Origin of the sequence: Allobosea sp. FBZP-16 (assembly GCF_002831785.1) — a bacterium.
Lineage (GTDB): Bacteria > Pseudomonadota > Alphaproteobacteria > Rhizobiales > Beijerinckiaceae > Allobosea > Allobosea lupini.
On sequence record NZ_LNCQ01000023.1, the window covers coordinates 684,048 to 701,821 of the forward strand.

Here is a 17,774-nt window from a genome sequence, read left to right on the forward strand (position 1 = left end):
CCGCCACGAGCCTGCGCGCCGGTCTGCTTGCCAGACGCTTCACAGCGGCGGAGCTGCTCGAGGCGACCTTCGCCCGTATCGATGCGCTGAACCCCACGCTCAACGCCATCGTCGCGCAGGATCGCGACACCGCGCGGGCGATGGCAGCTGAGTCGGATCGGCGCATCGCCACTGGGCAAGCCCGCCCGCTCGAAGGCCTGCCGATCACGATCAAGGACGCCTTCGACGTCGCCGGCCTGCCCTCCTCCGGCGGCCTGCCCGCGTACAAGGAGCGCGTCCCGCAGGAGGATGCCGCAGCCGTCGCCCGCCTGCGCGCCGCCGGCGCGGTGATCCTCGGCAAGACGCTTGTTCCGGTCTTCTCCGGCGACTTCCAGAGCTACAACCCGGCCCATGGCATCGCCAACAACCCGTGGAATCCCGAGTATTCGCCCGGCGGCTCTTCGGGCGGGGCAGCGGTCGCGGTCGCCACGGGCATGAGCGCCTTCGAGCTCGGCTCCGATCTCGGCTCCTCGATCCGCTGGCCGGCGCAGGCCTGCGGCGTCTTCGGGCTCAAGACCAGCTGGGGCCTGGTCTCGACCTGGGGTCTGATCCCGCCGCCGCCCGAGCGGCGCACCTTGCGCAATGCCGACCTCGTCGTCGCCGGCCCGATCGCCCGCGCCACCGAAGACCTCGACCTGATCCTGCCGGTGCTGACCGGCCCGCGCGACCCGAATATAGCGGGAGCGCCGCTGCCCGCCCCGCGCAGGACGGAGGCGAAGGGCCTGCGGGTCGCAATCTGGGCGCAGGAGCCGTTCGCTCCGGTGACCAAGGAGGTCTCGGACACCGTGCGCGAAGCCGGCCGGCGCCTCACTGAGGCCGGCGCCATCGTCGACGAGGCCGCCCGCCCCGGCTTCCGCTTCAGCGAGGCCTATGAGGTCTATGCGCTCCTGAATCACGCCGTCGTCGCCTATGGCCTGCCGCCGAAGGTGCGCGCCCGCATCCAGGCGCAAGCGGCGAAGTTCGCGCCCGGCGACCTCTCGCATCAGGCGCTGCAGGCGCGCGGCGCAAGGATGACGCCCGGGCTCTATCAGCAGCTCCAGCAGCGCCGCCTCGCCCTGAAGCGGCAATGGGCCCGCTTCTTCCAGAACTGGGATGTGCTGCTCTGCCCGCCGGCGCCGGTCGCAAGCCAGAAGCACGACCATCTGCCCGATTTCCACGCCCGCCGGCTCGACATCGACGGCGTAGAGCGGCCCTATCTCGACTTCCTGTGCTGGGCGAGCCTCGCCACCGGCGCCGACCTGCCCTCGCTGAGCGCCCCGGTGGGCTTGTCGCAGGCTGGCCTGCCGACCGGTGTCCAGATCATCGCACCCCTCAGTGAGGACCGGACGGCGATCGCGGTCGGCGCGATGCTGGAGAGACTGGGTGGCGGCTATCGCGTGCCGCCTGTCGCTGCGGCCTGAGCCTACAGCCAATCCGCCAGCGACGGCCGGCGCTTGCCGTCGCGTCCGATCGTCTCCGGCGCGGCCAGCATCGCGTTCAGCACCGCCTCCTGCGTCGCCTCGGCCGCGGCGCGGAAGGGCAGGTCGATCCGGTTCTCATTGAGGACCGTGAGCGGGACGAGATCGGCCGCCTCGAAATGCGCGATCCGGCCCGCGGTCGAGAAGGCGATGGCGATGTCGCCGCTGCCATTGCCCCAGAAGGCGCCGAGCCGGGCCAGCCCCGCGCCGCAGCGCCGGGCGATGCGGCTGAGCTGCCGGCTCTCCAGCGGCAGGTCGGTCGCCAGGATGATGATCACCGAACCGCGCTCCGGCGGCTGGGTGCCTTGCTCGGGCGGCACCGGCCGGCGGCCATCCGGCAGGACGAGGTCGCCGGCATTCCCGAAATTCGCCTGCACCAGCACGCCGACCGTGAAGCTGCGGCCATCGAGCTGGACCAATCGCGAGGCCGTGCCGATCCCGCCCTTGAAGCCGAAGGCGCTCATGCCGGTGCCGGCGCCGACCGCGCCCTCCTCGACCGGTCCGCTTTTGGCAGCATCGAGCGCAGCTTCCGCATCGGCGATGGTCAGGCGGCGCGCCCTGATATCGGAGAGGAAGCCGTCATTGCATTCGAGCACGAGCGAATTGACCGTACCGGTGCTGCGGCCGATCTCGGGATTGGCCGCGAGCGCCCGCCCGACCAGCGCCTCGATTCCCGTCGCGACCGCAAAGGTGTTGCCGAGCAGGAGCGGCGTCTCGATCTGGCCGAGCTCGGCGAGCTGCATCAGCCCGGCGCTCTTGCCGAATCCGTTGATGACGTCGACGCCGGCCCTCACCTTCTCGCGGAAGAGGTCGCCGTCATGCGGCAGCACCGCGGTGAAGCCGGTGCGGATATCGCCCTCGCGGATGGTGCGGTGGCCGACGGCGACGCCGGCAACATCGGTGATCGCATTGAGCGGGCCCGGCGGCAGCGAGCCGCAGATCAGGCCATAGTCCCGCGCCCGCTTGCTCAATCGAGTCTCCAATTCCGATTAGACGGCGGTGTTGAACACGGCTTCGATGTTGTGGCCATCGGGATCGGTGACGAAGGCCGCATAGTAGTGCGGGCCGTAATGGGCGCGCAGGCCCGGCCCGCCATTGTCGCGCCCGCCATGCTGGAGAGCTGTCAGATGGAAAGCATCGACCGCTTCCCGGCTGGGAGCCGCGAAGGCGACATGGAACCCCGGTCCCGGCGGCCGCTGCCCGTCCGGGCGGTGCTTCAGCGCCAGACCGTCCCCACCGCCCGCAACACCGTAGCCGACCGCCTGATTGGCCTCGCCCGGCCGAAGATCGCTCCAGACCCGGACGTAACCCAGCGGCGCGAGCACGGCATCGTAGAAGGCCGCGGCCCGCGCGATATCGGCCACGCCGAATGACAGGTGATGCAGCATCGGCCGTTCCGGCACGCTCACGCCGCGGCCTTGACCTTCGCGACGGTCACACGCGGCCGTCCGCCTGCGAGCTCCTCGCGCAGGACCAGCCGCTCGTCTGCAGCGAGTATACCGAGCGGCACGTCATGCGTCGGCATGACGGCGGTCGCCGACTTGTTCAGGAAGACGATCACCGGGCGGTTGCCGGCGGCGGCCCAGCGCCGCAGCTGGGTCAGATAGGGCTCCTTGCGCCAGGCCTGCGGCGCGCCGGGGTCGAGCTGGACGAAGAGCCAGTTGGTCGCCGGGTCCATGGTCAGCACGAAGCGGGCTTTGTCGGGCTTCCATTCCGGCCCGAGGAAGTTCTGCGTCATCCAGAGGCAGAAGAAGGCCCGGCAATGATCCGGCCGCGTCGCATGGATGCCGCAGCCCCGGCCGGGCAGGCAATGCTTGCACCAGCTGCCGGCGACGCTCTCGACCGCCGGCACATCATAGACCTTGCAGCACAATGTGCACGTGCCGCAGTCGCGGCCGGGCGCCGGCTGGTTCACCATACGGGCGGGATCGATCATCGGGCTCTCTCGAAAGCGCGCAGAACCATGCGCATCGTCGCGGCGGCTGGCAAGCCGGTTTGGAATGATTCCAGCCGCAATACCCGCCTCTCAGCCCTCATCCTGAGGAGCAGCCTTCAGGCTGCGTCTCGAAGGATGCTCCAAGGGGCTCCTGAACCATCTGGAGCATCCTTCGAGACGCGATCTGCGATCGCTCCTCAGGATGAGGGCTGCAGATTGGAAGCTGCCTCAAGAATCCGACGCGCCGGCCCCGCCCCGCGCCAGACTCTGCTCCGATCTGCAGGAAAATCGCTCAGCGCTTGCGCTGGCCGCGGTCTATGCTCGCATAAATCACGCATAAACATCGGGAGCCGGGAATGCTGACCAACCTCGCCGTCCGCGACATCGAGACGCTCGTCCACCCCTACACCAACCTTGCCACCCATCGCGAGGTCGGCCCGCTGGTGCTGGAGCGCGGCAAGGGGGTCTTCGTCTACGACACCACCGGCAAGGACTATATCGAGGGCATGGCCGGGCTCTGGTGCACCTCGCTCGGCTATTCCAACCAGGAGCTGGCCGAGACCGCCTATGAGCAGCTGAAGAAGCTGCCCTTCACCCATCTCTTCTCCGGCCGCAGCCACGACCCGGCGATCGAGCTGGCCGAGAAGCTGAAGGAGATCGCCCCGGTCCCGATCTCCAAGGTGTTCTACGGCGCCTCCGGCTCGGACGCGAACGACACCCAGGTCAAGCTGGTCTGGTACATGAACAATGCGCTCGGCCGGCCCAGGAAGAAGAAGATCATCTCGCGTCTGAAGGGCTATCACGGCGTCACCGTCGCTTCGGCTTCGCTGACCGGCCTGCCGGCCAACCATACCGATTTCGATCTGCCGTTGCCTGGCATTCTGCACACCTCGTCCCCGCACCATTATCGCTTTGCACAGCCGGGCGAGAGCGAGCTCGACTTCTCGGCGCGGCTCGCCGCCGAGCTCGACGAGATGATCCAGCGCGAGGGGCCGGACACGGTCGCCGCCTTCATCGCCGAGCCGGTGATGGGCGCCGGCGGCGCCGTCACCCCGCCCGAGGGCTATTTCGAGGCGATCAACGCCGTCCTCGCCAAATACGACATCCTGTTCATCGCCGACGAGGTCATCACCGGCTTCGGCCGCACCGGCGAGATGTTCGGCACGACCACCTACAAGATGAAGGCCGACACGCTTTCCTGCGCCAAGGCCCTGACCTCGGCCTATTTCCCGCTCAGCGCCGTGCTGATCAACGAGCCGGTCTATGAGGTGCTCGTCGACCAGAGCAAGAAGATCGGCACCTTCGGCCATGGCAACACCTATGCCGGCCACCCGGTCGGCTGCGCGGTCGCGGTCAAGACGCTGGAGATCTACAAGCGCGACAAGATCATCGATCACGTCCGCAAGGTCGCGCCGAAATTCCTGCAGCGCCTGACCAAGCTCGCCGAGCATCCGCTGATCGGCGAAGCCCGCGGCGTTGGCCTGATCGGCGGCATCGAATTCGTCAAGGACAAGGCGAGCAAGGCGCAGTTCGAGGCCAAGAAGGGCGTCGCCCTGAAGTCGACCAGCTTCGCCCAGGAGGAAGGGCTGATCCTGCGCGCTCTGGGCGGCGACCGCGTCGCCTTCTGCCCGCCGCTGGTGATCAGCGAAGCCGAGATCGACGAGTTGTTCGACCGTTACGAGCGGGCGCTGGGCAAGACGCTCGACTGGGTCAAGGCCGAAGGCCTGATCGCGGGCTGAAGGCGCACTCTGGAACCACGACGTCATGCTCGCCCTTGTGGCGAGCATCCACGTCTTGGGCACCGCATCTGGTGAAGGAAGACGTGGATGGTCGGGACAGGCCCGACCATGCCGTGAAACGGCGGCTGGCAGTGAATTTTGCCTGCCGCCCCGCGAAACTGTGCCAAAGCTGACCAAAGCCTCGGTGTGACACGAAAAATGTCACGACAATTTCAAAATGCCGCCGCCGGCCCGACCCGATCGGCAGCGACATTTGCGGTGCTGACGGCCAGGAACCGTCGGCGCCACAACCGGAAACCGAGGATCATGTCTACGCATAAGCCGCGCCACCCCGCGCACCGCTCCGCCAGCTTTCATGACGCCAGCGCGCGTGAGGCCTATGCATCGCGCTTTCGTCCGATCGCGATTCCTGCGATTCTCGCGGGAACCCGTTGGACCCCGGCCGCGTTGACCTCGCAGCACAGGGACGTTCCGGCGCTCCTGCGCAACGGTTTCGAAGATTGATACGACGACCTCCGACTGAGACCCCAAATGCTTGACCGGCGCAGAGTTCTTCAGACTCTCGCCGGTCTTTTTTTGTCCAGCTTCGGCCTGGGCGGTTACGCCTATGCCTGGGAACCGACGCATCAGGGCGTGACCCGCTACCGGCTGAAGCCCGCCCGCTGGCCCGAAGGGCGCCGGCTGCGGCTCGCCGTGATCACGGACCTGCATGTCGGCGGACCGCATATGCCGGTTGCGCGCGTGCGTGAGATCGTCGCGCAGACCAATGCGCTGAAGCCGGACCTGACCTTGCTGGTCGGTGATTTCGTCGCCAGCCGAACCCGCAGGCCAAGCGACCCCGCACCGGCTGAATGGGCAGCCGAGCTCGCCCGCCTGGAAGCGCCTGCCGGCCGTTTCGCCGTGCTCGGCAATCACGACTGGTGGCAGGACGAGCGCGCTCAGAAGGAGCTCCGCGGACCAACCCAGTCCACGGTCGCGCTCGAAGCGGTGGGCATTCCCGTCCTGGAGAACCGGGCGGTCCGGCTCGAAACCAGCGCCGGCCCGCTCTGGATCGCCGGGCTCGGCGACCAGGAGGCCTTCGTCCTGCGCCGTCGTCCGCGCGGGCTGCGCTACGGCCTCGACGACCTGCCGGCCACGCTCGCCATGATCGGCGACGACGCGCCGGTGATCCTGATGGCGCATGAGCCCGATATCTTCGCCAGGGTGCCCTCTCGCGTCGCGCTGACCCTTGCGGGCCATACCCATGGCGGCCAGGTCAGGCTGTTCGGCTGGTCGCCGATCGTGCCCTCGCGCTACGGCAACCGCTATGCCTACGGCCATGTCCGGGAGAATGGCCGCGACCTCGTGGTCTCGGCCGGGCTCGGCACCAGCAAGCTGCCGATCCGGCTGGGCGCGCCGCCGGAGATCGTGCTGATCGAATTGGGATGATGGGCGACGCCGCAGCGCCGCTCCGGGTCAGCGGACGATGACCTTCCCGCCGACAGCGGCGCGGTTGTAGAGGTCGATCGCGTCGATGTTGCGCATCCGGATGCAGCCGGACGAGGCCGAGCGGCCGATCGTCTCCGGCTCGTTGGTGCCGTGAATGCGGTAGAGCGTGTCCTTGCCGTTCTGGTAGAGATAGAGCGCGCGGGCGCCGAGCGGATTGTCCGGCCCGCCCTCCATGCCGCCGGCGCGCGGCGCCAGATGCGGCCAGCGCGCGATCATCTCGGCCGGCGGCGTCCAGCGCGGCCACTCGGCCTTGCGCTGCATCACGGCCGTGCCGGTCCAGCCGAAGGCCTCGTCGCCGGTCGCGACGCCGTAGCGGATCGCCTTCTTGTTCGGCAGGACGAAGTAGAGGAACTTCTCGGTGGTATCGACCACGATCGTGCCGGGCTCTTCGCCGGTCGGGTCGGTGATCTCGTAAGGCAGATGCGTGATCTGCGTCTCGAAATTCGGGACGAGCGCCATGTATTCGGCATCGCGCGCCGACAGCGACGGTGCATGCACCGTCTTGTACTGGCAGGCTCCGAGAAGCACCGACAGGCCGAGCACCGTAACGAGAGTCTGCTTCATGGGGTCCACCGCCGGCACCGAGACGGTGCTCGTTATGATGAATGCATCGTTAAAAAACGGTGACCCGACGAGAGACGGCCCGGGTCGAACACAGGCTGGTCTTACGGCGCAAATGACTCACAGGCAATGAAGTTCGGCACCTGCTCTGGCGTCTTGCTGCATTGCAGTGACAATATGGTCACGCTTGCGGGCTACCCCGTTTGGAAAGCTTCGCGACCATCGGAGACTTGCGCGTGACGACGCTGCTGATCAGCCATCCTTCCAGCCTCCGCCATGTCACGCCGCCGGGCCATCCCGAACGCGCCGACCGCATCCGCGCCGTCCAGCAGGCCCTTGAGGATGAGCGATTCGCACTCCTGCAGCGCGTCGAGGCCCCGGAAGGCACGCTCGCCCAGGTCGCGCTCTGCCACCCCGCCGCCTATGCGCAGGCGATCGTCGAAGCCGCGCCCCAAGAGGGCATGGTCCAGGTCGACGCCGACACCATCATGTCGCCGGGGACACTCGCTGCGGCGCTTCACGGCGTCGGGGCGGCCGTCCACGCCGTCGACGAGGTCATGAGCCGACGCGCGACCAACGCCTTCAGCGCCATGCGCCCGCCTGGCCATCATGCCGAGAGCGACAAGGCGATGGGCTTCTGCTTCTTCAACAACGCCGCCATCGCCGCCCGCCATGCGCAGAGGGCCCATGGCGCCGAGCGCGTCGCCATCGTCGACTGGGACGTCCATCACGGCAACGGCACGCAGGAGATCTTCTGGGGCGATGCCAGCGTGCTTTACGCCTCGACCCATGAGATGCCGCTCTACCCCGGCACCGGCGCGCCGTCCGAGCGCGGTGAGCACGGCACGATCGTCAATGCCCCGCTTCGGGCCGGCGACGGCACGGACGTCTTCCGCGACGCCTTCGAGAGCGCGATCCTGCCGCGGCTCGCGGCCTTCGCGCCCGACCTCGTGATCATCTCGGCCGGCTTCGACGCGCATTGGCGCGACCCGCTCGCCAACATCAACCTGAAGGAAGCGGATTTCGCCTGGGCGACGCAGAAGCTGATGGAGATCGCCGACCGTCATGCCGACGGGCGGCTCGTCTCGATCCTGGAGGGCGGCTACGACCTCGAAGGCCTGTCGAAATCGACCGCCGCCCATGTCATGGCGCTGATGCGGGGCTAACCGTCGCCGCTCACTCCAGCGGCGCCGTCTCGGCGATCTCGATGCCGAAGCCGGAGAGGCCGACGAAGGCGCGGGTCGAGGACGCCAGGTTGACGATCGAGGCGACGCCGAGATCACGCAGGATCTGGGCGCCGAGACCGACCTCGCGCCATTGCTGCGAGCGCAGCGCGTCCGAGCCTTCCTCGCCATCGACACTCTTGATCGGCACGCCGGCCGAACCGTCGCGCAGATAGACCAGCACGCCCTTGCCTTCCTGCTGGAAGCGGCGCAGCACGCACTGGATCGAGGACGCCCCGCCGAGCACGTCGGCAACGACATTGGCGCGGTGCAGACGGGCCGGCACCTTCTCGCCGTCGCCGAGCTTGCCCATCACGAAGGCGAAATGCTGGGTGTCGTCGAAAGGCGTCACATAGACATGGCCGGTCATCTCGCCGAACTCAGTCTTGACCGGGAAGGAATGCACGCGCTCGACCAGCTTCTCGCGCGCCTGGCGATAGGCGATCAGGTCGGCGACGGTGATCTGCTTGAGATTGTGCTTCTGGGCGAAGGCGGTGATCTGCGCGCCCTTCATCACCGTGCCGTCGTCGTTGGCGAGTTCGCAGATCACGCCGACCGGCGGCAGATCGGCCAGCTTGCAGAGATCGACGGCGGCTTCGGTATGGCCAGAGCGCATCAGCACGCCGCCATCCTTCGCGATCAGCGGGAAGACATGGCCGGGCCGGACGAAATCGGCGGCGCCCATATTGCCGTTGGCGAGCGCGCGCACCGTATTGGTGCGCTGCTCGGCCGAGATGCCGGTGGTCAGCCCATGCTTGACGTCGACGGTGATGGTGAAGGCGGTGCCGAGCGGGGCATCGTTGGAGGAGACCATCGGGTCGAGCCGCAGGCGGCGCGCCTCGCCCGACGTCAGCGGCGCGCAGACGATGCCGCAGGTGTTGCGGATGATGAAGGCCATCTTCTCCGGCGTGCAGAGCGAGGCGGCGACGATGAGATCGCCCTCGTTCTCACGATCGTCGTCATCGGTGACGATGACGATCTCGCCGCGCGCGAAGGCTTCGACGGTCTCGGCGACATTGCTTGCGGTCATGGCAGCCTCGCGCGGGCTCTGCAGGCCCAGAAAGTCGTTGGGGGTGACGGCGCCTCCGGTCGCGGCGGCGATACGCTCGGCGCTCTCGCGGGAGATCCAGGAAGTGGGATCGTTGCAGAGCGCCGTGACGCTGGCCGGAGACAGGCCGACCTGGCGCGCGAAGGCGCTGCGGGCGGTCTTGGTTTGCTGGAGCCAGGCGTCGAGCTTCATGGCGTGATAGCTAGCACCGCCACCCTTCGATTTCAATGAAGCGGATCGGCTTATTTCAGTATTACTGAAAAGCGCGATCTGGCGTCATCTGGCCGTGCCATAAACGGCATCGCGCAACTGCGTCACGAACGGCCCCGCCATGCCCTCGAAGGCCGTGTTGGTCAGCGCGACCACGATGAGCTCATTGGTCGGATCGACGAACCAGCTGTGGCCGTAGGCGCCGCCCCATTGCAGCGTGCCCCGGGCCTGCGGGGTCGCGGCCGCCTTCGGGTCGTCGAGCACCGCCCAGCCATAGCCGAAGCCCCAGCCCGGCCCCTGCGTCGCCGCCTGGACTCCGACCTGGTCCTGCATCATCGCCGCCACCGTTTCGCGCTTCAAAATCGGCGCACCGCCCGTCCTGATCGCCTCCAAGAACCGCAGCAGGTCCCCGGCGGTGCCGACCATTCCGGCGCCGCCCGAGGGAAATGAGGCCGGATCGAGGACGCGGCTCGGGGTAAAGAGAACACTGCCCGTCCCAAAAGGCACCGCCATGTCGTCCGTGATCTTCACGGGGGCGGGCCTTCCGTCGGCGTAGGGCACGGCGAGCCTCGTCGAGTCCGCCACCGCAAAGCCTGTGTCCTTCATGCCGAGCGGGCGGGTGACCAGGCGCTGGACGACCGCGGGCAGCGATTCGCCCGAGGCAACCTCGAGCACACCGCCGAGCACGTCGATGCCGAGCGAATAACTCCATTTCGTCCCGGGAGCGAACCCGAGCGGCGCCTGGCCGAGGCGGCGCAGATTCTCCTTCAGGCTCAACCCGGGTTGGTCCATTCCGTCCGACACGTTGAGCGTGTGATAGGCGCTGCCCGACGGCTCGAAGAAGCGATAGCTCAACCCCGATGTGTGGGTCAGGAGTTGGCGCACCGTGATCGTCGGCTGCGTCCGGTCCGGGAGGGCAGGCCGGAAATCCGGCAGGAAGCGCGTCACCGGATCATCCAGGCGAAGCTTGCCCTCCTCCACCAGCTTCATCGCTGCCGCAGAGACGATCGGCTTCGTCACCGAGGCGAAGCGGAAGATCGCATCTTCCTGCATCGGCCGGCCCGCCTCGCGATCGGCGAACCCGGCGGCCTGGTGATGGATGAGCTTGCCGCCGCGAGAGACGAGCACGACGGCCCCGACGAGCCGCTTCTCCGCAATGGCCTGCGCGACGACGCGCTCGATCCGGGCCGAGAGCGCCGTATCGGGGGCCGGCTGCGCCATGGCTTGCAGCGAGAGCATGAGTCCGACCAGCAGAATGGGAAGGCTACGCATGGCGATCGACTTTCGATATAAGGAGCGATCGCTCCTGATATCGCGCTTCCAGAATGAATTCCAGAGTGATCACTGTGATAAATAAGGATGAGACGGATCGCCGGCCGCGCGGCCGGCCGCGCGCCTTCGATCGGGAGAAGGCGCTGGCCGCCGCCGGCAAGACCTTCTGGAAACTCGGCTATGAGGGTGCTTCGCTCGTCGATCTCACCGAGGCGATGGGGATCACGCCGCAGAGCCTCTATGCCGCCTTCAAATCGAAGGCAGACCTCTTCCGCGAGTCGCTCGGCTGGTATCTCGGCGAGGTCGGCTCGGCGGCGCGTGCGGCGCTCGACGAGCCGGATATCGTCGAGGCCTTCAGGCAGTTCTACGCCGCATCCGTGCGCCAGTTCTGCAGCGAGGGGCAGCCGAGGGGCTGCATGCTGTCAGCGGCGCTGGTGAACTACGGCAGCGAGCACGGCGATATCGCCAGGGAGGTTGCGGGCTACCGCGCCGCAAGCATCGCCCTCTTCCAGGCCCGGCTGGAGCGCGCCGTCGCCGAGCATCAGCTCAAGGACGAGACCGATTGCGCGGCACTGGCCCGTTATCTCGGAGCGATCCTGCAAGGGCTCTCGATCCAGGCCAATGACGGCGCGGCTGCAGGCGAACTCGACGCCGTCGCGGCGCTGGCGGTCACTACGATCGCAAGCGCCCGGCGCTGATCAGTCAGCTTTCGAACGGCCAGCGCGGTTCGATCACGCCGACCTGCGCCCGATGGCGCAGATACTGGTCGGCGAGCACGCAGGCGACCATGGCCTCGCCGACCGGCACGGCACGGATGCCGACGCAGGGGTCATGCCGGCCCTTGGTGAACATCTCGGTCTCGCCGCCGGTGCGGTTCACCGTGGCGCGGGGCGACAGGATCGACGAGGTCGGCTTGACCGCAAAGCGCGCCACGATCGGCTGGCCGGTCGAGATGCCGCCGAGGATACCGCCGGCATGGTTCGACAGGAACAGCGGCTTGCCGTCATTGCCGGCGCGCATCTCGTCGGCGTTCTCCTCGCCGGAAAGCTCGGCTGCGGCGAAACCGTCGCCGATCTCGACGCCCTTGACCGCGTTGATGCTCATCAGCGCCGCGGCGAGCTCGGCGTCGAGCTTGCCGTAGATCGGCGCGCCGAGGCCCGCCGGCACGCCTTCGGCGACGATCTCCAGCACCGCCCCGATCGAGGAGCCGGACTTGCGGATGCCGTCGAGATAATCGGCGAAGCGCTCGGCCGCCTTCGCATCCGGGCAGAAGAACGGGTTGTTGCCGACCTCGTCCCAGTCCCAGTTGCCGCGATCGATCTTGTGCGGTCCCATCTGGACGAGGGCGCCGCGCACCACCATGCCCGGCACGACCTTGCGGGCGATCGCCCCGGCCGCGACCCGCATCGCCGTCTCGCGCGCCGAGGAGCGGCCACCGCCGCGATAGTCACGGATGCCGTATTTCACGTCGTAGGTGAAATCGGCATGGCCGGGCCGATACTTGTCCTTGATCTCGGAATAGTCCTTCGAGCGCTGGTCGACATTGTCGATCAGCAGCCCGATCGAGGTTCCCGTCGTGACCTGCTCGCCATCGGCCTCGCGCGCGAAGACGCCGGAGACGATGCGGACCTGGTCCGGCTCCTGGCGCTGCGTGGTGTAGCGCGACTGGCCGGGCCGGCGCTTGTCGAGGTCGCGCTGGATCTCGGCCGCGCTCAGCGGGATCAGCGGCGGGCAGCCATCGACGACGCAGCCGATCGCAGGACCATGGCTCTCGCCGAAGGTGGTGACGCGGAAGAGATGGCCGAAGGTGTTGTGCGACATGGGAGCCCGACGCTGCTTTGCGTCAGGCTCTTAGTCCCATGGCGGAAGGCTGGCAAACACCGCGGGTCAATGCCCCGCCGCCGGCACCGCCGGCGCGCCTTCCCAGCGGGTGTTCGCCGGCAGGTTCTCGCCCTTCATGATCACGGTGAGCAGGCCGATCTGGGCGTAATCGCCGACATGGGTGTCGTAGAGCACGGTCGCGCCGGCGCCGACGCAGACGCCCTTGCCGAGCGTGACCTTGCCGACCTTCATCACCCGGTCCTCGTAGAGATGGGTCTGCAGCGCCGAATGGGCGTTGACGGTGCAGAAGTCGCCGACCTTGATGCAGTCGAACTCGGTGATGTCCGTCGAATCCAGCCAGACTCCCTGGCCGTACTGCGCGCCGAACAGGCGCAGGAACCAGGGCAGGAACGGCGTGCCGCGTAGATAGTCGAACAGCACCTTGCCGCCCAGGCCCCAGTACAGCACGGCGATCGCCTCGGTGCGCATCGCCCAGAACGACCACATCGGCTTCATCACCGGCTTGTAGACGCCCATCAGCAACCATTTCATCAGCGCGCAGATCAGCGCCTGAGTGACGGCGATCAGCACCGCGCAGCCCATGAAGGCGAATACGAGGCCGACCCAGTCGCGGTCGAAGATTTTCTGCTGCAGCACGAGATCGACGGCGAGCGTGCCGAAGGAGATGAACAGCATCGCCGGGAACGAGGTGTGCAGTGCCTCGAAGACGGCGCGCGCCAGCTTCTTGCCCGTCGAGGGCTTGTAGGTCCAGTCGGCACCGAGATCGACCTTCTGCCGCGTCGGTAGCCTAATCGGCGGCGAGCCGAACCAGGTGTCGCCTGGGCTCATCAGCTCGTTCGCCGGCGGCTTCGACTTGATGCCGATCAGCACCTTGTCGGGGATCACCGCACCCGGCGGCACCACCGCATCGTTGCCGACGAAGACCTGCTCGCCGGTGCGGGTCATGTCGAGGCGCATATAGCCGCGCCGCATGTCCTCGTCGCCGAAGATCACCTCGTCGGCGATGAAGTTGCCGGCGCCGATCCCGGTGATGTCGTAGCGCCCTGAGAGATTGGTCGAGATCTCGGCCCCGTTGCCGATGCGCGCGCCCATCATCCGGTACCAGAAGCGCATATAGATCGTCGCGAACAGTGAGGACAGCGTCTCCAGGGTCACCTCGGTCGCCAGCGCCACCGTCCATTTGCGGGCGTAGAAGCCCGAGTGGATCGAATAGGTGCCCGACGAGACGCGCGGCAGGATCGCCCAGCGCAGCGCGCAGATCAGGAAGACCGTGACGGTGATGAGCCCGATCGCCGTCGGCCAGGTCAGGATCGGCAGATACCAGAGATAGCTGACGTCCGACCAGGTCGCGACCCAGTTGTCGATCCTGTCGAACAGCCAGAAGGCCGGGAAGATCGGCAACAGGCTGATCGGCGGCAGTACGATCAGCATGACGATGTAGAACAGCGTCATCGCCGCCCGGCGCCCGGCGCTGGCCTCGGCTTGCGGCGGCAGGGCCTCGACATCGACCATGCCGGTCTTGCGCGCCGGCGAGCCGTCCCAGATTTCGGCCGTGCCGATGGTGGCACCCGGCGCGATCGCCGTGAGATCGCCGATCTCGGCATGGTCGCCGACGGTGCAGCCATGGCCGAACACCACGGAGGAGCCGGCATAGACGTCCTTGCCGATGGTGATGCGGCCGATGATGAAGTCGGCGCCAACAGCCTCGGCATTGGCGAAGGTGGTCTTCGATCCCAGCGTCGTGCCGTCGCCGAGCGTGACCAGGTCGACCGCGCCAGCCTCGTAATCGGAGATGATGACGTCGCGCCCGACCTTGGCGCCGAGCAGGCGCCAATAGAAGCGCATCACCGGCGTGCCCTGCAGCCATTTGATGTGCACGAGCCCGGCGACGCGCGAGGCAAACCACCAGCGGAAATAATAGACGCCCCAGAGCGGATAGGTGCCGGGCTTGGTCCGGCCGAGCACCAGCCATTTCAGGCCGATCGCGATGAAGCCGGTGACGAGCGTGATCGCGACATAGATGCCGAGCAGCGCAAAGACCTGCGCCATCGCCGACAATTCTTCGCCCGAGAGCAGCATGTAGCTGACGAAGATGCCGAGCCATTGCGCCGTCGACAGGCTGATGATGATCGGCAGCGCAATCGCCTGGGCCAGCCCGCAGAGAAAGCGGCGGCGCAGCGGCGGCGGCGTGAAGGAGAGGTCCTCTTCGGCCCGGATACCGCGCGAATCGAGCAGCTCCGCCATCGCCCGCAAGGTTCGCGCGCCATAGACGTCCTGCAGGGTGATGCCGGCATAGGCCGGCGTCTCTCGCACGATCGAGATGAAGCGCGCCGCCAGCAGCGAATGCCCGCCGAGATCGACGAAGAAGTCGGCTTCCAGCGGCAGTGCCTGCGCCCCGAGCACGCGCTTGGCCGCGTCGAGCAGGGCGGCCTCGGTCTCGTTGCGCGGCGGCTCCTGCTCGCCGCTGGCGGCCGGCGCCGTCAATGGCGCGGCCTTCAGCATCTTGCGGTCGACCTTGCCGGAGATCATGCGCGGCAGCGAGCCGACCGGCTCGAAATGCGCCGGGATCATGTACGGCGGCAGCTTCTCGCGCAGCGACGCCCGCAGTACCTTGCCCTCGATCTGCACGCCTGGCTCGCCGACCAGGAAGGCGACGAGGCGTTCGATGCCGTCATCGGTCCGCAGCACCACCGCGGCCTGGCTGATGCCGGCCTCGTCGGACAAGGCCGTCTCGATCTCGCCGAGCTCGACGCGGAAGCCGCGGATCTTGACCTGGTCGTCGATCCGGCCGTGGAAGACGATGTTACCGTTCTCGTCGAGGCTGACGGCATCGCCGGAGCGATAGAGCACCGGGTCGCCGCCGCTGCCACCGAACGGATTAGCGATGAACTTCTCGGCCGTCAGCTCCGGCCTCAAGTGGTAGCCCTTGGCGACGCCGGGACCACCGATCAGCAGTTCGCCCTGCTGGCCGACGCCGGTCAGCTTCATCTCGTCGTCGACGATATAGGCGGTGTAGTTCGGGATCGGCCGGCCGATGGTGACCGTCTCGCCCGGCTCGACCGGCGCGGCCGTCGCCACCACCGTCGCTTCCGTCGGCCCATAGGTGTTGAAGATGCGCCGGCCGGGCTTCGACCATTTCTGCACGATCGAGGGCGGCAGCGCCTCACCGCCTAGAAGGATCAATGTCAGCGAGGGCACGTCGGCCGGGAGGATGCCGAGCAGGGTCGGCACCGTGTCGATCACGGTGACGCCGGCATCGGTCAGGATCGCGGGCAGCTTCTCGGCATCGCCCATCATCTGCGGCGTCGCCACGAACAGGGTCGCGCCGACGAGATAGGGCGTCCAGATCTCCTCCATCGACAGGTCGAAGGCGACCGAGGCGCCCTGGAAGACGATGTCCTCCGGACCCATCCCGTAGAGCGCATTCCCGGAGCGCAGGAAATGGCAGATGTTGCGCTGGCTGATGACGATCGCCTTGGGCGTGCCGGTCGAGCCCGAGGTGTAGATCAGATAGGCCGGGTGGTCCGGCGTCAGCCCGACAGGACGAGCCGGCATCGGCTTGCCGTCGCTCGCCTCGGCGAGCTGCTGCGGACACCAGATCGTGCGTTCGGTCGCAGCGGCACGCGCCTTCCAGTCGGTCTGCGTCACCAGCCCCTTGGCGCTGGCATCGTTGAGGCAGATCGCGATGCGTTCGACCGGCGCCTCGGCGTCGAAGGGCAGCCAGGCGGCACCCGACAGCGTGATCGCGATCTGCGCCACAAGGAGCTCGATGCCGCGCGGCATCCACAGGCCGACCATGTCGCCCGGCCCGACGCCGGACAGCGCGAGCCCGCGTGCCTGCTTCTGCGCCTCCGCCCAAACCTCGGCATAGCTCAGCCGCCGCTCGCCGCAGATCAGCGCCGGGTGATCGGGGCGCGCGGAGACGCTCGCCGCGAAGATCTCGGCGAGCACCTCGTCGCGCAGCAGCTCCGGCCGCTTCTCGCCCGCCAGCATCGCAAGCGCGGTCGCGCCTGTATCGGCGCCGCCCGCCGAAACCGTGGTGATGTCGTTCATTCTGCCCCGCCGCAGGTCGCGGCCTGATCGCCCGGCCTGCACCTCACGTCGAACGCCCCGCCTCCCCGCGACGACGCGTCCATCGAATCCAAGGCCGGACACCCGCAGCCGCGCGGAAACTCGCCTGCCGGCCGTATCTGAGCAGATTTGGCTTAACCGCGGCTGAACGGCAAGCCTGAAGACGGCATGGTATCAAGCGTCGGCGCCGCACCTGCGGCCGCCTTTCACATCCAGGTCGCCTTGCCGCCTTCGACCACTAGGATCTTGCCCTGCCAGATCTCGACACGCGCCGCATCCGCCGTGCCGACGGCGCCGATCAGAGCCAGCACCGCCCGCGCCACGCCCCCATGGCTGACCATAACCGTGTCCGGCGCCAGCCCTTCGAGCACCGGCCTGATCCGCTCGGCCAGCATGCGGTAGCTTTCGCCACCAGGCGGCACGAAGCCCCATTTGTCGCTCTCGCGCGCTCGGGCGAGCTCTCGCTCGCTGGCCTTCGCGCTCTTGCGGATCTCGCGCCAGGTGAAGCCTTCCCAGTCGCCGAAGGTCAGCTCGCGCAAGCGCTCGTCGATGCGGAAACCGTCCGGTGGCAGCTCGAGTTCGCGGCGCAGGATCGTCATCGTCTCGCGCGCCCGCTCCATCGGCGAGCAGACATAGTCGACGGTGGCGTAGTTCGGCGTCAGCGCCTTGAGCCGGCGCGCCGCCTCCTCGGCCTGCATGCGACCAAGCCCGTTGAGCGGAATGTCCTTCCCGCCCTGCAACCGGCCCTCGCGATTCCAGTCGGTTTCGCCGTGGCGAACGAGGAAGAGGCGGCCGGGAATCGTCAGCGGGATCATGCCTCGCCTCATGCACGCTGCAGGCCGGCTCGTCAAAGCGGCGAAACCGCCGCAGGCCGCATCCTCACCGCCT

At 67.7% G+C, this 17,774-nt stretch carries 14 protein-coding genes; 5 read left to right on the plus strand and 9 right to left on the minus strand.

Annotated elements, in window-relative coordinates; all coding sequences use genetic code 11:
* A partial coding sequence (locus tag CXY91_RS13105; protein WP_100961834.1) for an amidase family protein occupies window positions 1-1,439 on the plus strand: 1,439 nt, incomplete at its 5' end.
* Window positions 1,440-1,441: 2 nt separating this feature from the next.
* Here the strand turns inward: CXY91_RS13105 and CXY91_RS13110 are convergent.
* The 3 genes from CXY91_RS13110 to CXY91_RS13120 are packed head-to-tail and all read right to left on the minus strand — an operon-like array spanning window position 1,442 to window position 3,432.
* Window positions 1,442-2,467, minus strand: coding sequence for a DmpA family aminopeptidase (locus CXY91_RS13110; protein ID WP_100961835.1), 1,026 nt, complete (start codon window positions 2,465-2,467; stop codon window positions 1,442-1,444).
* Window positions 2,468-2,485: 18 nt separating this feature from the next.
* Entirely contained in the window at window positions 2,486-2,884 is a 399-nt protein-coding gene (locus CXY91_RS13115; protein WP_100961836.1) for a VOC family protein, read from the minus strand.
* Window positions 2,885-2,901: 17 nt separating this feature from the next.
* The gene (locus tag CXY91_RS13120) at window positions 2,902-3,432 is read right to left on the minus strand and encodes a hypothetical protein (RefSeq protein WP_091837621.1); all 531 of its coding nucleotides are present in this window, start codon (window positions 3,430-3,432) and stop codon (window positions 2,902-2,904) included.
* 356 nt (window positions 3,433-3,788) lie between these two features.
* On the opposite strand from CXY91_RS13120, the gene CXY91_RS13125 reads away from it, so the two are divergent.
* Window positions 3,789-5,171, plus strand: a complete 1,383-nt coding sequence (locus tag CXY91_RS13125; protein ID WP_100961837.1) for an aminotransferase — start codon at window positions 3,789-3,791, stop codon at window positions 5,169-5,171.
* Between the two features lie 531 nt (window positions 5,172-5,702).
* On the plus strand, window positions 5,703-6,599 hold the full coding sequence (locus CXY91_RS13130; RefSeq protein WP_100961838.1) for a metallophosphoesterase: 897 nt from the start codon (window positions 5,703-5,705) through the stop codon (window positions 6,597-6,599).
* 27 nt (window positions 6,600-6,626) lie between these two features.
* On the opposite strand, the gene CXY91_RS13135 is transcribed toward CXY91_RS13130, so the two are convergent.
* The gene (locus CXY91_RS13135; RefSeq protein WP_100961839.1) at window positions 6,627-7,223 is read right to left on the minus strand and encodes a L,D-transpeptidase; all 597 of its coding nucleotides are present in this window, start codon (window positions 7,221-7,223) and stop codon (window positions 6,627-6,629) included.
* Window positions 7,224-7,456: 233 nt separating this feature from the next.
* Between CXY91_RS13135 and CXY91_RS13140 the strand changes: the two genes are divergently transcribed.
* Window positions 7,457-8,386 (plus strand): histone deacetylase family protein, encoded by a 930-nt coding sequence (locus CXY91_RS13140; protein ID WP_100961927.1) that lies wholly within the window; start codon window positions 7,457-7,459, stop codon window positions 8,384-8,386.
* Between the two features lie 10 nt (window positions 8,387-8,396).
* On the opposite strand, the gene ribB is transcribed toward CXY91_RS13140, so the two are convergent.
* Both ribB and CXY91_RS13150 read right to left on the minus strand, forming a co-directional pair.
* The gene (ribB, locus tag CXY91_RS13145; protein WP_091837631.1) at window positions 8,397-9,683 is read right to left on the minus strand and encodes a 3,4-dihydroxy-2-butanone-4-phosphate synthase; all 1,287 of its coding nucleotides are present in this window, start codon (window positions 9,681-9,683) and stop codon (window positions 8,397-8,399) included.
* An 84-nt stretch (window positions 9,684-9,767) separates the two neighbouring features.
* Window positions 9,768-10,973, minus strand: a complete 1,206-nt coding sequence (locus tag CXY91_RS13150) for a serine hydrolase domain-containing protein (RefSeq protein WP_100961840.1) — start codon at window positions 10,971-10,973, stop codon at window positions 9,768-9,770.
* 65 nt (window positions 10,974-11,038) lie between these two features.
* Here CXY91_RS13150 and CXY91_RS13155 point away from each other — a divergent pair, with 65 nt between their 5' ends.
* Entirely contained in the window at window positions 11,039-11,671 is a 633-nt protein-coding gene (locus tag CXY91_RS13155) for a TetR/AcrR family transcriptional regulator (protein WP_248307460.1), read from the plus strand.
* 4 nt (window positions 11,672-11,675) lie between these two features.
* Here CXY91_RS13155 and aroC read toward each other — a convergent pair whose 3' ends face one another.
* From aroC to CXY91_RS13170, 3 genes are all read right to left on the minus strand, one after another.
* Window positions 11,676-12,794, minus strand: coding sequence for a chorismate synthase (aroC, locus tag CXY91_RS13160; protein WP_100961842.1), 1,119 nt, complete (start codon window positions 12,792-12,794; stop codon window positions 11,676-11,678).
* A gap of 66 nt (window positions 12,795-12,860) precedes the next feature.
* A complete protein-coding gene (locus CXY91_RS13165; RefSeq protein ID WP_100961843.1) occupies window positions 12,861-16,868 on the minus strand; it encodes a Pls/PosA family non-ribosomal peptide synthetase in 4,008 nt (1,335 codons plus the stop codon).
* 224 nt (window positions 16,869-17,092) lie between these two features.
* The gene (locus tag CXY91_RS13170) at window positions 17,093-17,701 is read right to left on the minus strand and encodes a histidine phosphatase family protein (protein ID WP_199777421.1); all 609 of its coding nucleotides are present in this window, start codon (window positions 17,699-17,701) and stop codon (window positions 17,093-17,095) included.
* Window positions 17,702-17,774 lie beyond the last annotated feature (73 nt).

Coding starts and splice junctions, on each gene's coding strand:
- CXY91_RS13120 (WP_091837621.1), bottom strand. CDS start 3,432: ATGATCGATCCCGCCCGTATGGTGAACCAGCCGGCGCCCGGCCGCGAC.
- CXY91_RS13115 (WP_100961836.1), bottom strand. CDS start 2,884: ATGCTGCATCACCTGTCATTCGGCGTGGCCGATATCGCGCGGGCCGCG.
- aroC (WP_100961842.1), bottom strand. CDS start 12,794: ATGTCGCACAACACCTTCGGCCATCTCTTCCGCGTCACCACCTTCGGC.
- CXY91_RS13165 (WP_100961843.1), bottom strand. CDS start 16,868: ATGAACGACATCACCACGGTTTCGGCGGGCGGCGCCGATACAGGCGCG.
- CXY91_RS13125 (WP_100961837.1), top strand. CDS start 3,789: ATGCTGACCAACCTCGCCGTCCGCGACATCGAGACGCTCGTCCACCCC.
- CXY91_RS13135 (WP_100961839.1), bottom strand. CDS start 7,223: ATGAAGCAGACTCTCGTTACGGTGCTCGGCCTGTCGGTGCTTCTCGGA.
- ribB (WP_091837631.1), bottom strand. CDS start 9,683: ATGAAGCTCGACGCCTGGCTCCAGCAAACCAAGACCGCCCGCAGCGCC.
- CXY91_RS13150 (WP_100961840.1), bottom strand. CDS start 10,973: ATGCGTAGCCTTCCCATTCTGCTGGTCGGACTCATGCTCTCGCTGCAA.
- CXY91_RS13170 (WP_199777421.1), bottom strand. CDS start 17,701: ATGATCCCGCTGACGATTCCCGGCCGCCTCTTCCTCGTTCGCCACGGC.
- CXY91_RS13130 (WP_100961838.1), top strand. CDS start 5,703: ATGCTTGACCGGCGCAGAGTTCTTCAGACTCTCGCCGGTCTTTTTTTG.